This is a genomic window from Falsiroseomonas ponticola (genome assembly GCF_016805305.1).
GTDB lineage: Bacteria > Pseudomonadota > Alphaproteobacteria > Acetobacterales > Acetobacteraceae > Falsiroseomonas > Falsiroseomonas ponticola.
This window is the reverse complement of record NZ_JAERQN010000001.1, coordinates 401,953-414,998: the sequence shown is the minus strand read 5'-3', so window position 1 is coordinate 414,998 and position 13,046 is coordinate 401,953. Positions and strand designations below refer to the sequence as shown.

The 13,046-nt window shown below is 71.3% G+C and carries 16 protein-coding genes and 1 tRNA gene; 14 read left to right on the top strand and 3 right to left on the bottom strand.

The genetic code is table 11. The features are described from left to right. Positions 1-6: 6 nt before the first annotated feature. The 6 genes from JJI54_RS01980 to JJI54_RS01955 are packed head-to-tail and all read left to right on the top strand — an operon-like array spanning position 7 to position 4,704. The gene (locus JJI54_RS01980) at positions 7-837 is read left to right on the top strand and encodes a LamB/YcsF family protein (RefSeq protein ID WP_203070426.1); all 831 of its coding nucleotides are present in this window, start codon (positions 7-9) and stop codon (positions 835-837) included. 19 nt (positions 838-856) lie between these two features. Beyond that, positions 857-1,612 carry an SDR family oxidoreductase gene (locus JJI54_RS01975; protein WP_203070424.1) on the top strand — a complete coding sequence of 252 codons (756 nt, stop codon included), beginning with the start codon at positions 857-859 and terminating at the stop codon, positions 1,610-1,612. A gap of 7 nt (positions 1,613-1,619) precedes the next feature. Then, a complete protein-coding gene (locus JJI54_RS01970) occupies positions 1,620-2,324 on the top strand; it encodes an amino acid ABC transporter permease (RefSeq protein ID WP_203070422.1) in 705 nt (234 codons plus the stop codon). Beyond that, positions 2,321-3,070, top strand: a complete 750-nt coding sequence (locus JJI54_RS01965) for an amino acid ABC transporter permease (protein WP_203070420.1) — start codon at positions 2,321-2,323, stop codon at positions 3,068-3,070. Before JJI54_RS01970 ends, JJI54_RS01965 begins: the two co-directional genes overlap by 4 nt. A gap of 3 nt (positions 3,071-3,073) precedes the next feature. Then, positions 3,074-3,829, top strand: a complete 756-nt coding sequence (locus JJI54_RS01960; protein WP_318987430.1) for an amino acid ABC transporter ATP-binding protein — start codon at positions 3,074-3,076, stop codon at positions 3,827-3,829. Positions 3,830-3,861: 32 nt separating this feature from the next. Beyond that, positions 3,862-4,704: an ABC transporter substrate-binding protein gene (locus JJI54_RS01955; protein WP_203070418.1), complete on the top strand. Its 843-nt coding sequence runs from the start codon at positions 3,862-3,864 to the stop codon at positions 4,702-4,704. Positions 4,705-4,743: 39 nt separating this feature from the next. Here the strand turns inward: JJI54_RS01955 and JJI54_RS01950 are convergent, their stop codons facing one another. After that, complete coding sequence (locus JJI54_RS01950; protein WP_203070416.1) at positions 4,744-5,892, bottom strand: DegT/DnrJ/EryC1/StrS family aminotransferase; 1,149 nt, start codon at positions 5,890-5,892, stop codon at positions 4,744-4,746. Beyond that, positions 5,889-6,293 carry a RidA family protein gene (locus JJI54_RS01945; RefSeq protein ID WP_203070415.1) on the bottom strand — a complete coding sequence of 135 codons (405 nt, stop codon included), beginning with the start codon at positions 6,291-6,293 and terminating at the stop codon, positions 5,889-5,891. The genes JJI54_RS01950 and JJI54_RS01945 overlap by 4 nt, the downstream gene beginning before the upstream one ends. A 316-nt stretch (positions 6,294-6,609) precedes the next feature. Between JJI54_RS01945 and JJI54_RS01940 the strand changes: the two genes are divergently transcribed. Continuing rightward, positions 6,610-7,644: a histone deacetylase family protein gene (locus tag JJI54_RS01940; protein ID WP_203070413.1), complete on the top strand. Its 1,035-nt coding sequence runs from the start codon at positions 6,610-6,612 to the stop codon at positions 7,642-7,644. Positions 7,645-7,763: 119 nt separating this feature from the next. Here JJI54_RS01940 and JJI54_RS01935 read toward each other — a convergent pair. Continuing rightward, positions 7,764-7,840 (bottom strand) — tRNA-Arg (locus JJI54_RS01935). A gap of 123 nt (positions 7,841-7,963) precedes the next feature. On the opposite strand from JJI54_RS01935, the gene gtdA reads away from it, so the two are divergent. The 7 genes from gtdA (at position 7,964) to trpB (ending at position 13,046) form a co-directional block, all read left to right on the top strand. After that, positions 7,964-9,031, top strand: a complete 1,068-nt coding sequence (gene gtdA / locus JJI54_RS01930; RefSeq protein ID WP_203070411.1) for a gentisate 1,2-dioxygenase — start codon at positions 7,964-7,966, stop codon at positions 9,029-9,031. Between the two features lie 100 nt (positions 9,032-9,131). Further along, positions 9,132-9,485, top strand: a complete 354-nt coding sequence (locus tag JJI54_RS01925; RefSeq protein WP_203070410.1) for a hypothetical protein — start codon at positions 9,132-9,134, stop codon at positions 9,483-9,485. A gap of 79 nt (positions 9,486-9,564) precedes the next feature. Beyond that, positions 9,565-9,882 carry a lipopolysaccharide assembly protein LapA domain-containing protein gene (locus JJI54_RS01920; protein WP_203070408.1) on the top strand — a complete coding sequence of 106 codons (318 nt, stop codon included), beginning with the start codon at positions 9,565-9,567 and terminating at the stop codon, positions 9,880-9,882. Next, complete coding sequence (pyrF, locus tag JJI54_RS01915; RefSeq protein WP_318987429.1) at positions 9,879-10,595, top strand: orotidine-5'-phosphate decarboxylase; 717 nt, start codon at positions 9,879-9,881, stop codon at positions 10,593-10,595. Before JJI54_RS01920 ends, pyrF begins: the two co-directional genes overlap by 4 nt. 7 nt (positions 10,596-10,602) lie before the next feature. Then, positions 10,603-11,232: a phosphoribosylanthranilate isomerase gene (locus JJI54_RS01910; protein ID WP_203070405.1), complete on the top strand. Its 630-nt coding sequence runs from the start codon at positions 10,603-10,605 to the stop codon at positions 11,230-11,232. Then, positions 11,229-11,777, top strand: a complete 549-nt coding sequence (locus JJI54_RS01905) for a GNAT family N-acetyltransferase (RefSeq protein WP_203070403.1) — start codon at positions 11,229-11,231, stop codon at positions 11,775-11,777. The genes JJI54_RS01910 and JJI54_RS01905 overlap by 4 nt, the downstream gene beginning before the upstream one ends. A 30-nt stretch (positions 11,778-11,807) precedes the next feature. Beyond that, complete coding sequence (gene trpB / locus JJI54_RS01900; RefSeq protein ID WP_203070401.1) at positions 11,808-13,046, top strand: tryptophan synthase subunit beta; 1,239 nt, start codon at positions 11,808-11,810, stop codon at positions 13,044-13,046.

The following is a 13,046-nucleotide window of genomic DNA, read 5'->3' as shown; positions in this document are numbered from 1 at the left end:
TGCGCCATGAGGATCGACATCAACGCCGATCTCGGCGAGGGCTTCGGCCCCTGGACCATGGGCGACGATGCGGCGCTGCTGGAGGTCGTCACCTCCGGCAACCTGGCCTGCGGCTTCCATGCGGGCGATCCGCCGATCATGCGCCGCACCGTGGCGGTGGCGAAGGCGCGCGGCGTCGATATCGGCGCGCATGTCGGCTTCCCCGATCGCCAGGGCTTCGGCCGCCGGCCGATGCAGGTGGAGATCCCGGAGCTGGCGGCGATGGTGATCTACCAGCTGGGCGCGCTGGACGGCATCGCGCGGTCGCTCGGCGCGCGCATGACGCATATGAGTTTCCACGGCGCGCTGGGCAACATGGCCGCCGCCGACCGGGAGCTGGCGCTGCCGCTGCTGGAGGCGGTGGCCGCCTTCGACCCGCGGCTCACCATCCTCACCTCCGCCAGCCCCGCGATCGAGGGCGCGGCCGCCACGCTCGGCCTTCCCGCCGCCATCAGCTTCCTTGCCGACCGCGCCTATGGCGATGACGGGCTGCTGGTGCCGCGCCGGCTGCCCGGCGCCGTGATCCATGACCGCGCGCAGGTGCTGGACCGCGTCCTGCGGCTGCTGCGGGAGGGCTGCGTGGTCACCGCCAGTGGCGCGCGGCTGCCGGCCCGGGCGCGATCCATCCTGGTGCATGGCGATACCGCCGGCGCGGTGGAGCTGGCGCGGGCGATCCGCGGGGCGATCCTGGCGGAAGGGGGAGAGGTGGCGCCGCTCTCCCGCGCCGAGGATAAGAGTTCCTTATCTCCCCAAACCGAAACCCTCTTGGCCGGCCCGATCGCGCCTCGGCTAGCGTGAGCCCGGAAGGAGCAGGCCGATGCCATTCCCCGACTACCGGACAGCCCTTGTCACCGGCGCATCCTCCGGCATCGGCGCCGCCGTCGTCCGCCGCTTCCGGCAGGAGGGGCTGGAGGTGCATGCGGTGGCGCGGAGCGGCGACGCGCTGGCCGCGCTGGCCGCGGAAACCGGCTGCATCGCGCATGCCATCGATGTCTGCGACCGGGACGCCATCGCGCGGCTGCTGGCTTCCCTGCAGGTCGATATCCTGGTGAACAACGCCGGCGTCGATCGCCCGCGCAAGTTCCTGGAGGCCGAGGCCGGGGATATCGACCTGCTGGTGGATGTGAACCTGCGGGCGGTGCTGCACCTCTGCCGCCTCGTCGTGCCGGGCATGGTCGCGCGGGATCGCGGCCATGTGGTCAACATCAGTTCCATCGCGGCGGCTTATAATTTCGGCGGCAATTCCACCTACCACGCCACCAAGGCGGCGGTCAGCATGCTGTCCAGCCAGCTGCGCATCGACGCCTTCGGCAAGCGCGTGCGGGTGACGGAGATCTGCCCGGGCCGCATCGCGACCGACATCTTCGCCCATGTCCATGGCGACACGCCGGAGACGCGGGCGCGCTTCCTGGATGGCTTCGAATTGCCGGAGGCGAAGGACGTGGCGGACGCCATCGCCTTCGCCATCGCGGCGCCCGTCGCGGTGAATATCGGGCATATCGAGATCACGCCGACGCTGCAGGTGCCGGGCGGGCTTTCCACCGCCAGGCCGCCATCCGCCCCCGGCGGCTGAGGCGCGGATGTCCGGCTTCGACGTCATGGCGATCCTCGCCAACCCCGAATTCAGCCGGATGCTGCTGCACGGCTTGCTGATGACGGTGGTCGTCTTCGCCGGGTCCTGGACCCTCGCCATGGGGCTGGCGGCGCTGCTGCTCTCGGTCCGCATGCTGCCGTCGCGCATCGCGGAAGGCGTGGTGGCGGCCTACATCGCCTATCACCGCAACGTGCCGACGCTGGTGCAGCTGATGTTCTGGTATTTCGGCATCGCCAGCCTGCTGCCGCCGGATGTCCAGTTCTGGCTGGCCGACCACAACAGCGAAGCGGTCTTCGCCATCATCGCGCTCGGCCTCTGCCAGGCCGCCTATTTCAGCGAGGACCTCCGCTCCGGCCTCCGCGCCGTGCCGAAGGGGCAGTGGGAGGCATCGCGCGCGCTGGGCCATTCCTTCATCGGCGCCATGCGCTGGGTGCTGCTGCCGCAGGCGCTGCGCAATGCCGGGCCTTCCATCGTCAACCACACCGTCTCGCTGTTCAAGAACAGCAGCCTGGCCATGGCGATCGGCGTGTCGGAAGTGACGCATGTGATCAAGGAGATCGAGAGCCGCACCTTCCGCGCCTTCGAATCCTACCTGCTGGGCACGGTCATCTACCTGGCCTGCACGCTGCTGCTGATGGCCTTCGGCGCCTGGCTGGAGCGGCGCAACCGGCACATGAGGCCGGTGGCATGACGATGATCGGCACCATCATCGACATCGTCCGCGACAACTGGCTGCTGCTGCTGATCGGGCAGTATCCGAACGGGCCGGTCGGCGGCATCGTCGCCACGCTGATCCTTTCGGCACTCGGCATCGCGCTGGCCTTTCCGCTGGGGGTGCTGATGGCGCTGGCCAGCCTGTCGCCCTGGCGGCTGCTGCGGTGGCCGGTCTTCGTGCTGATCTACGTGGCGCGCGGCGTGCCGCTGCTGCTCATCATCCTCTGGGTCTATTTCCTGCTGCCGATCCTGATCGGGCGCAGCGTGCCCGGCTTCCTGGCCATGCTGGTCACGCTGACGATCTACGAGGCCGCCTTCATCAGCGAGATCGTGCGCAGCGGCATCCAGGCCCTGCCGAAGGGGCAGATGGAGGCGGCACGGTCGCTCGGCCACAGCCACCTTGGCGCCATGCGCTGGGTGATCCTGCCGCAGGCGCTGTTCAACACCATCCCGAGCATCCTCAGCCAGTTCGTCTCCACCATCAAGGAGACGACGCTGGGCTACGTCATCAACGTGCCGGAACTGACCTTCGCGGCGGGGCAGATCAACAACCGGCTGATGATCAAGCCCTTCGAGGTCTATGCGATCCTCGCCATCACCTACTTCATCGTCTGCTGGACGCTGACGCGGATCGCGCAGTCGCTGGAGGCGCGGATCGCGGCGAGCCGCACGAGCCAGCCCGCCGCCCCCACCTTCCTCTCGCCCCGCCCCGGGGAGGCCTGACCGATGAGCGAACCCCGCCCGGCGATGATCGGCTTCAAGGCGGTCAACAAATCCTACGGGCCCCTCGCGGCGCTGATCGATATCAACGAGGCGGTGGCGCGCGGCGAGGTGGTGGTGGTCTGCGGCCCCTCGGGGTCCGGCAAATCCACGCTGATCCGCACGGCCAACCGGCTGGAGGAGATCCAGTCGGGCTCCATCACCTTCGATGGCCAGGACGTGCATGCGCCGATGAGCAGCGCGCAGCTCAACCGGCTGCGCAGCCGCATCGGCTTCGTGTTCCAGAGCTTCAACCTCTTCCCCCACCTCTCCGCGCTGGAGAACGTGATGCTGTCGCCCGTGAAGGTGAACGGCACGCCGCGGGCGGAGGCGCGGGAGAAGGCGCTGGCGCTGCTGGACCGCGTGGGCCTTTCCGCCAGGCGCGATGCCTTCCCCGGGCAGCTTTCGGGTGGCCAGCAGCAGCGCGTGGCGATCGCCCGCGCGCTCGCGATGGAACCGCCGGCCATGCTGTTCGACGAGCCGACCAGCGCGCTCGATCCCGAGATGGTGGCGGAGGTGCTGAGCGTGATGCGCGCGCTCGCCCGCGACGGCATGACCATGATGTGCGTGACCCATGAGATGGGCTTCGCGCGCGACGTGGCGGACCGCGTCTGGTTCATGGATGCGGGCCGCATCGTCGAGACCGCGCCGCCGGAGGATTTCTTCGGCCGCGCCCGGCATCCCCGCGCGCAACGCTTCCTGTCGGAGCTGCGCGGGCGGTGAACAAGAACTGCAACAGGTCGAGGAGATCGAGAATGACGATGCGGAGATCACTGCTGTCCCTGGGCCTGGTGGCCCTGGGCCTTGCGGCGGCGCCCGTGGCCCAGGCCGACCAGCTGGCGGACATCATGCAGCGCCGGGAGCTGCGCTGCGCGACCTTCGCGGATGTGCCGCCCTTCGCCGCGCCGGACCCGCGGACGCGGGAGATGGTGGGCCATGACGTCGATCTCTGTCGCGCCATCGCACGGCGCTGGGGCGTGCAGGCCCGCATCACGCCGGTCTCGGTCGAGGCCCGCGTGCCGGAGGTGCGGCTGGGCCGCGTCGATCTCACCATCGCGAACCTCGCCTATACGCTGAGCCGCGCGGAGCAGATCCAGTTCAGCGATCCCTACTACCTGGCGAAGGAGATGCTGGCCGTCCGCGCCAATGATCCGGGCCGCGCGCGGGCGGATTATGCCGGCCGGCGGCTCGCCTCCACCCGCGGCTCCACCTCGGAACTCGCGATCCGCATGAACGGGTCGGAGCCGCTGACCTTCGCCGATACCGGTTCCGCCTTCATGGCGGTGCAGCAGAACCGCGCCTTCGGCATCGTGGCCAACACCATGACCATCACGAAGCTGGTGAACGATTCCCAGACCGCGGGGATCCCGATGCGCATGATCGAGGAACCGATGGCGTTCCAGCCGATCGGCATCGGCATGAAGCGGGACGAGGCGGCGCTGCTGGCGCGGGTGAACGAGACGCTGGTCGCGATGGAGAACGAGGGCGAGCTGACCGCGATCTGGAACCGGTGGCTCGGCCCCGATACCGAATTCCGCATGGTGCGGACGGACCGGGTGACGCCCTTCTCCCAGCTGCAGTTCACGCCGCTGCCGTGAGGCGGCGGTGACCGGGGCGGCGCGGCGGAAGCGCGGCCTTCAGGCGGATGCCTTTCTTCCGCCCGCCCCGTTCCACTGGCGGATGGCCGCGATCACCGTCTCGATCTCCGCCATCCCCAGATGCGGCCCGACCGGCAGGCCCAGCAGCCGGTCGGCGGAGGCTTCCGTCCCCGGCAGCCGGCCGCGCGTGACGCCGAGCCGCGCATAGACGGGCTGGAGGTGCATGGGCGGGTTGTAGAGCGCGTTGCACTGGATGCCCTGGGCCGCCAGGTGCCGCGCCAGCGCTTCCCGGTCCTCCGTCTCGATGACGTAGTTGCGCCAGGCGTGGCGCATGCCGGGCTGCTCCGCCGGGATCTGCACGAGGCCCGCGAGGGCGTCCGAATAGCGTGCGGCCTGCGCGCGCCGCTGGGCGAGGGTGCGGTGGAGGGAGGGCAGCCTGGCCCGCAGCACCGCGGCCTGGATCTCGTCCATGCGGTCGTTGTGGCTCTCCTCCTCATGCCGCAGGTCGAGCGGGCGGGGCTGCAGGCGATGCCGCGCGCGGTCCTGCCCATCGCCCGAGACCAGCCGGAGCCGTTGCGCGAGGCCGGCATCCTCCGTCGCGCAGCCGCCGGCATTGCCCATGGCGCCGAGATGCTTGCCGGAGGAGAAGCTGAAGCAGGTGATGTCGGCCAGGCGGCCGACGAGCTGGCCCTCGATCTCCGCGCCCAGCGCCAGGCAGGCATCCTCGATCAGCGTCAGCCCGTGCCGGTCCGCCAGCCGGCGCAAGGCGCGGATGTCGCAGGGATGGCCGTAGAGATCGACGGGCAGGATGGCGGCGGTCCGCGGCGTGATGGCGGAAGCGCAGGCGCCGGGGTCCATGCAGCGCGTCAGCGGATCGATGTCCACCCACACCACCGTGGCGCCGACCGAATGGATCGCGGTGCTGTTCGCCATGTCGGTGTTGGCGACGGTGATCACCTCATCGCCTGGCCCGATCCGCAGCGCGCGCAGCGCGGCCTTCAGCGCGGCGGTGCCGGAGCCCGTGGCGACGAAATGACCAGCGCCGAGCCATGCCGCGAGCTCGGCCTCGAAGGCCGGCACCTCGTCGCCCCAATCGTAGCGGCCGCTGGCCAGCACGCGCGCCACCGCGGCATCGATGGCGTCCTTGTCGTCGAGGTAGAGCTTCCGCCGGTCATAGACAGGGATCATGCGGCGGGGGCGCCGGCCTTCGGCGCATAGGCGATCACCTCGACCTCCATGGTGATCTGCGGCCGGCCGAGCACCGGCACGTAGAGGCCCGTATGCGGCGGGCGATGGTCGCCGAGGTAGGCGAGGCGCACGGCCGTGACCGCTTCCCGGTCCGCGACATCGGTCAGGATCGTCGTGACCTTGGCGATGTCGTCCTTCGTCGCGCCCATATGCGCCAGCACGCGGTCGATGTTGCGCCAGATCTGCCGCGCCTGGTTGGCGGCATCGCCGCCGACCCAGCGCCCGTTCTCATCCTTCGCGACCTGGCCGGAGAGGAAGATGAAGTCGCCGGCGCGCGAGGCCTGTTCGTAGCTCTCCCCCGCCGGTACCTCGGGGGGGCTGGCGGTGAAGACCTTCCTCATCATCGCGTCCCGGTGTCGCGGCCGCCGGCGCCGCGGGTGATGCCCGCCGCCGCACGCCGGCGCCGGGGGGATGTGAGCCGGAACGCCATTGCCTGCTCCTTCGCGCATCGCCGGGAAGGCCGCCGGGCCGCGCCGCCGCTGTCCCGCCTTCCCGGGCGCATCCTCATCCGAAGGCGCGCGGCGCTCCAAGACAATCCGCGCCGCCTTTCATAAGGCCGCCTTATGCGGAGGATCGCGATCGGTCTGGGCGCCGCGATGGGCAGCCGGGCAGGGGCGGCGTATCACCGGATGCTCGAGGTCATCAGGGACATGCGCGATGCTCGTCATTCACCATCCCGACCAGGCCAGGCACGATGTGGAAAGCGTGTTCCGCACCGGCAAGTTCATCCCGCATTTCGACCGGGCCGAGCGATACCGGGTGTTCCTGGAGGCGGTGACGGGCCAGGGGCATCAGGTGGTACAGGCGCCGGCCGGGGGGCTGGAGGCGATCACCGCCGTGCACGATCCCGCCTATGTCGATTTCCTGAAGGGGGTGCATGCGCGCTGGATGCGGCGGCCGGAATTCGGCCCCATCGCGGTGCCGAGCGTCCATCCCACGCACCGCATGCATCGCAGGCCCACCGACCTGGTCGGCGAGCTCGGCTGGTACAGCAATTCGACGACCTGCCCGATCACCGCCGATACCTGGACCTCGGTCCTGGCCAGCGCGCAGGTCGCGATCCATGGCGCGGAGCGCCTGGCCGCCGCCGATGCGCCCGTCTATGCGATGTGCCGGCCGCCCGGGCACCACGCCTATCCCGACCTGATGAGCGGCGGCTGCTACCTGAACAACACGGCGATCGCCGCGCAGCTTCTCAGCCGGCGGTTCGGGCGCATCGGCATCCTCGACATCGACGTGCATCACGGCAATGGCACGCAGGCCATCTTCTGGGACCGCGCGGATGTGCTGACCTGCTCCATCCATGTCGATCCGAATGACGGCGCGCCGCTCTATGCCGGCCATGCGGATGAGGTCGGGGGCGATGCCGCGCGCGGCTGCAACGACAACCAGCCGCTGCCGCGCGGCACCGGCGACGGGCCCTGGCTGGCGGCCCTGGATGGTGCCCTGGCCCGCATCCGGCGCTTCGCGCCGGGCGCGATCGTCATCGCGCTGGGCTTCGACGCCGCGGAGCACGATCCCGTCGCGACCTTCCGGATCACCGAGGCGGGCTTCGCGGCGGCGGCGGCACGGATCGCGGCGCTGGGCTGCCCCACGCTGCTGGTGCAGGAGGGCGGCTATCTCAGCCCCTCCCTTGGCCGCTACCTGCGGAGCTTCCTCGGCGGCATGTCCCGCCCACGCCCGGGCTGCTGACGTCGCGGAGGGGAGGGGGCGCGGCCAGCCGGCCGTGCTTCCCGCGCGGCGAAGGCGGCCCGACCCCGCCGGGCCGGCCACCTGGCGGGGACGACATCACCCCAAGCCTCTGAAAAGATTGGCGGACCCGATACGATTCGAACGTACGACCTTTGCCTTCGGAGGGCAACGCTCTATCCAGCTGAGCTACGGGTCCCGCACCCCCTCCATAGCCAATGCCGGGGCGCGACGGAAGCCCCGGCAGCGTCACGCACCGGCATTTCACCGCAGCCCCCTCCTCGGCTACCCTTGCCGCCAATGAAGGGGAGGGGCCCGGCCCATGACAGACGCGCTGCCCACCGGCACGAATGACCCGAAGGCGCTGCTCCAGGCGCTCTATGCCGAAATGGCGCCCAGGCACCTGTTTCCGCTGTGGGAAGTGCTGTCCGCCCTGGTCACGCCCACCCCCACCTCCCCGGTCCGGCCGCATCTCTGGCACTACGGGGAAGCGCGGGACCACCTGCTGCGGGCGGGTGACCTGATCTCCGCCGAGCAGGCGGAACGCCGGGTGCTGATCCTGGAGAATCCGGGCCTGCCGGGGACCTCCTCCGTCACCACCAGCCTTTATGCCGGGTTGCAGCTGATCCTGCCGGGGGAGGTCGCGCCCTGCCACCGCCACACCCAATGCGCGCTCCGCTTCGTGATGGAAGGCGACGGCGCCTTCACGGCCCTGGATGGGGAGAAGGCGGTGATGCGCCCCTTCGACCTGGTGCTGACGCCGAACTGGCAGTGGCATGACCACGGCAATACCAGCGGCGCGCCGATGATCTGGCTGGACGGGCTGGATATCCCGACCGTGCGCCACTTCGCCGCCAGCTTCGCCGAACGCCTGCCGGATGGCGCCATGGCGCATGCGGAAACCGCGCCGGCGGGGGATACGGCGGCGCGCTACGGCCGCAACCTCCGGCCCTTCGCGGGGACGGCCGCGGCCCGGCGCCCGGCGCACCAGCCGATGTTCCACTACCCCTATGCCGAATGGCGGGACAGCCTGGCGGCCATGGCGCGGTCCGGCGACCCGGACCCGCATCTCGGCCATGCGCTGGAATTCGTGAATCCGGCCGATGGCGGGCCGGTGATGCCGACCATCGCCGCCCATGTCCGCCTGCTGCCGGCCGGCTTCGCCACGCGGCCGCGCCGGTCCACCGACGCGATGGTGCTGGTGGTGGTGGAGGGCCAGGGCAGCGCCCGGGTCGGGGAACAGGATTTCGCGCTCGCGGAGCGCGACCTGCTGGTCGTCCCCTCCTGGTCCAGCGTCACCCTCTCGGCGGAGAGTGACCTGGTGCTGTTCGGCTATTCGGATGCGGCGGCGCAGCAGAAGCTCGGCCTGTACCGGGAAGCGCGGCTGTAGCCGTTACGGTCCCCGGCAACCCCGCGCGCCCCGGCCGCGTTCGCCCCAGGCATCGCCGCCGGGAAGCCTCTCCGGCGGCCCGAGCCCGGAGGACCACGCCATGCCGAACCCGACCAGCCCGAACGAACGGCCGGAGAACACGCCGGACCGCAACATCGAGAAGGGCGTGGTGGACAGCTTCCCCGCCAGCGACGCCCCCGCCGGCACCGCCACCCAGGGCGCCCGCGCCGTGCCGCCGGCGGCGATGATGGGCAGCGCCGCCGCCCCCGAAGCCGATGCCGTGACGCTGGCCCGCCACTTCCCGGATGCCGAATCCGCCAAGCTGGCGCTGGAGAACCTGGTCCGCGCCGTCCCGCTGGACCGCCACTGCACGGCGATCGAGGGGCTGGAGCTGCGCCTCACGGTCGCCCGTGCCGATGCCGGGCGGGTCGAGGACATGCTGATGTCCGTGTGACAGGGCCCGGCGGCGGGGGGCGCTTCCCGTCCGCCCCCGGGACGCGTAGGAACGCCCCGTGCCTGGAGAATGAATGGCCATGCGCTGGGTCCTGTTCCTGCCCCTGCTGATCCTGATCGCGCTTTTCGCCCTGTCGAACACGCAGGAGGTGGAGCTGCGGCTCTGGCCCTTCGATATCGGCTGGGCCTCGCCGCTCGGCATCGCGGTGCTGCTGCTGTCGGCGGTGGGCTTCCTGCTGGGCGCCTCCATCGCCTGGGCGGCGGCGCTGCCGGCGCGGCGGCGGGCGCGGGAGCTGCAGAACGCCGCCCGCCTGATGGAGGCCGAGCTGGCCGGCTACAAGGCGCGGGAGGAGCAGGCGAAGCGGGACGCCGATCTCGGCCGCCTGCCCGCGCCGTGACCGCCGCGATCCGCAACGCGCCCTGCGGCCTCTGCGTCGCGCTGGATGCGCCGGACCTGGCGACGGCGGAGGCCTGGGCGCAGGCCGTGGCGCCCTCGGCCGGGCTGCTGAAGGTGGGGCTGGAGCTGTTCTCGGCGGAGGGGGCGCCCGCGGTCCGGCGGATCGCGGCGCATCGCCCCGTCTTCCTCGACCTCAAGCTGCATGACATCCCGAACACGGTGGCCGGCGCCATCCGGTCCCTCGCGCCTCTTGGCGCCGACTGGATCACCATCCACGCCGCCGGCGGCGCCGCCATGGTCGCCGCGGCGCGGGAGGCGGCGGAGAAGGCCGGCGGTGCCACCCGCCCGAAGATCCTGGCCGTGACCGTGCTGACCAGCATCGATGCGGCGACGCTGAGCGAGATCGGCGTCGCGGGCGGCACCATGCAGCAGGTGCTGCGCCTGGGCCGCCTGGCGGTCGCCGCCGGCGCGGATGGCCTGGTCTGCTCCCCGCGGGAGGTCTCCGCCCTGCGCGACGCGCTGGGGGAGGGGCCTGCCCTCGTCGTCCCCGGCATCCGCCCCGCCGGCAGCGCCGCCGACGACCAGGCCCGCACCGCGACGCCGGAGGCGATGGCGGCAGCCGGCGCGACCTGGGTCGTGGTCGGCCGTCCCATCACCAAGGCAGGGGATCCCGGCGCCGCGGCGGAGCGGATCGCCGCCTCGCTCGGCTGGTAGGCACCCCATGCTGGTGAAGATCTGCGGCATCAACGATGCCGCCGCCATGCAGGCCGCCGCGGGCGCGGATTTTCTCGGCTTTGTCTTCTTCCCGCCCTCGCCCCGGGCGGTGACGCCCGCGCGGGCGGCGGCGCTGTCCGCCACCCTCGCGGGTGGCCCGCAGCGTGTCGGGCTGTTCGTGGACGCAACGGACGACCAGCTGGCGGAGACGCTGGCCGCCGTGCCGCTGGATGTCCTGCAACTGCATGGGGAGGAGACGCCCGATCGCTGCGCCGCGGTGCGCGCCCGCTTCGGGCGGCCGGTGATGAAGGCGCTCGGCATCGCCTCCGCGGCCGATCTCGACGGGCTGGCCGCCTATGCGCCGCATGTCGATCGCTTCCTGCTGGACGCCAAGGCGCCCCCCGGCGCGCCGCTGCCCGGCGGCAATGCCGCGCCCTTCGACTGGACGCTGACCGCCGGCCGCGCCATCCCGCGCCCCTGGTTGCTGGCGGGTGGCCTGACGCCCGGCAATGTGGCGGAGGCCATCCGCGTTGCCGGCGCGCCCGGCGTCGATGTCTCCTCCGGTGTCGAGGCCTCCCGCGGCGTGAAGGACCCCGCCCGCATCGCGGCCTTCATCGCCGCCGCCCGGGCGGCGTGATCCGCCCCGCGACCCGCGCCGACGCCCCCGCGATCGGGGAGATGCATGCGGCGGCCTGGGTCGAGACCTATCCAGGCCTGGTGCCGCCGGCCCTGTTCGAGGAGATGACGGACCCCGCCCGCCGCCGCGCCGCCTGGGCGCGCAACCTGGCGGAACCGCTGCTGGAGGGTGGCACCTTCGTGGCGGAGGAGGCCGGCGCCATCCTCGGCTTCATCAGCGTCTGCCGGGCGCGGGACGCGGCGCTGGGCACGGGGGGTGAAGTCTCGGGCCTCTACCTGCTGCGGCGCGCGCAACGAAGGGGCCTCGGCGGGGCCCTGCTGGCCGCGGGGGCGGCACGCCTGCGTGCCGAGGGCCTGGCCGATGCCGCGGCCTGGGTGCTCGACGCCAACCACCCGGCCCGCGCCTTCTACGCCGCGACGGGCGCCGTGCCGGGCGTCAGCCAGACCGGCTATCACGGCCGGATCGCCGTTTCCGAGATCGCCTATGTCTGGCGCGATCTGTCTTGCATCCCACCTGCCCGTGACCCGCCCGCGCCCCTGCGCTAAACACCGCGGAACGCCCAGGAATATTGCCCCGTGAACAAGCCCCTTCCGAACTCCCTCCGCCAGGGCCCCGACGCCCGCGGCCGCTTCGGCGATTTCGGCGGCCGTTTCGTCGCCGAGACCCTGATGCCCCTGATCCTCGAGGTCGAGGCCGCCTACGAGGCCTCCAAGAAGGACGCGGCCTTCCAGGCGGAATGGCGCCGGCTGCTGACCCACTATGTCGGCCGCCCGAGCCCGCTGTGGTACGCGGAACGGCTGACCACCCATCTCCGCAAGACCGCCGAACCCGGCAAGGGCGCCAAGGTCTATTTCAAGCGGGATGAGCTGAACCACACCGGCGCGCACAAGATCAACGCCGTGCTCGGCCAGATCCTGCTGGCCAAGAAGATGGGCAAGACGCGCATCATCGCGGAAACCGGCGCGGGCCAGCACGGCGTCGCCACCGCCACCGCCTGCGCGCTGATGGACCTGCCCTGCGTCGTCTATATGGGCGCCACCGATGTGGAGCGTCAGCAGCCCAACGTCTTCCGCATGAAGCTGCTGGGGGCGGAGGTCGTGCCCGTCACCTCCGGCGCCGCGACGCTGAAGGATGCGATGAACGAAGGCCTTCGCGACTGGGTCGCGAATGTGCACGACACCTACTACTGCATCGGCACCGTCGCCGGCCCGCACCCCTATCCCGCCATGGTGCGCGACTTCCAGTCCGTGATCGGCACCGAAGCCCGCGCCCAGATGCTGGAAGCGGAAGGCCGCCTGCCGGATGTGCTGGTCGCCGCCGTCGGCGGTGGCTCCAACGCCATGGGCCTGTTCTTCCCCTTCCTCGACGACAAGGATGTCGCGATGGTCGGCGTGGAGGCCGCGGGCCGTGGCCTCGACACGCATGAACACGCCGCGGCGCTGTCCCGCGGCCGGCCTGGCGTGCTGCATGGCAACCGCACCTACCTGCTGCAGGATGGCGACGGCCAGATCACGGAAGCGCACAGCATCTCCGCCGGCCTGGACTATCCCGGCGTCGGCCCCGAACATTCCTGGCTGCACGAGATCGGCCGCGTGCAATATGTCGGCGCCACGGATGAGGAGGCGCTGGCCGCCTTCCAGCTCTGCTCCCGCCAGGAAGGCATCATCCCGGCGCTGGAGCCCGCCCACGCCCTGGCCCACGTCATCAAGGCCGCGCCGACCATGCCGGCGGAGAGCATCATCCTGATGAATCTCTGCGGCCGCGGGGACAAGGACATCTTCACCGTCGCGAAGCACCTGGGCGAGAACATCTGA

Bases quoted from the DNA above. Each gene is read 5' to 3' on its own strand.
- JJI54_RS01965 (WP_203070420.1), top strand. From the start codon at position 2,321: ATGACGATGATCGGCACCATCATCGACATCGTCCGCGACAACTGGCTG.
- JJI54_RS01940 (WP_203070413.1), top strand. From the start codon at position 6,610: ATGCTCGTCATTCACCATCCCGACCAGGCCAGGCACGATGTGGAAAGC.
- JJI54_RS01950 (WP_203070416.1), bottom strand. From the start codon at position 5,892: ATGATCCCTGTCTATGACCGGCGGAAGCTCTACCTCGACGACAAGGAC.
- JJI54_RS01980 (WP_203070426.1), top strand. From the start codon at position 7: ATGAGGATCGACATCAACGCCGATCTCGGCGAGGGCTTCGGCCCCTGG.
- JJI54_RS01920 (WP_203070408.1), top strand. From the start codon at position 9,565: ATGCGCTGGGTCCTGTTCCTGCCCCTGCTGATCCTGATCGCGCTTTTC.
- JJI54_RS01925 (WP_203070410.1), top strand. From the start codon at position 9,132: ATGCCGAACCCGACCAGCCCGAACGAACGGCCGGAGAACACGCCGGAC.
- JJI54_RS01970 (WP_203070422.1), top strand. From the start codon at position 1,620: ATGTCCGGCTTCGACGTCATGGCGATCCTCGCCAACCCCGAATTCAGC.
- JJI54_RS01955 (WP_203070418.1), top strand. From the start codon at position 3,862: ATGACGATGCGGAGATCACTGCTGTCCCTGGGCCTGGTGGCCCTGGGC.
- JJI54_RS01945 (WP_203070415.1), bottom strand. From the start codon at position 6,293: ATGAGGAAGGTCTTCACCGCCAGCCCCCCCGAGGTACCGGCGGGGGAG.
- JJI54_RS01975 (WP_203070424.1), top strand. From the start codon at position 857: ATGCCATTCCCCGACTACCGGACAGCCCTTGTCACCGGCGCATCCTCC.
- gtdA (WP_203070411.1), top strand. From the start codon at position 7,964: ATGACAGACGCGCTGCCCACCGGCACGAATGACCCGAAGGCGCTGCTC.
- JJI54_RS01960 (WP_318987430.1), top strand. From the start codon at position 3,074: ATGAGCGAACCCCGCCCGGCGATGATCGGCTTCAAGGCGGTCAACAAA.
- JJI54_RS01910 (WP_203070405.1), top strand. From the start codon at position 10,603: ATGCTGGTGAAGATCTGCGGCATCAACGATGCCGCCGCCATGCAGGCC.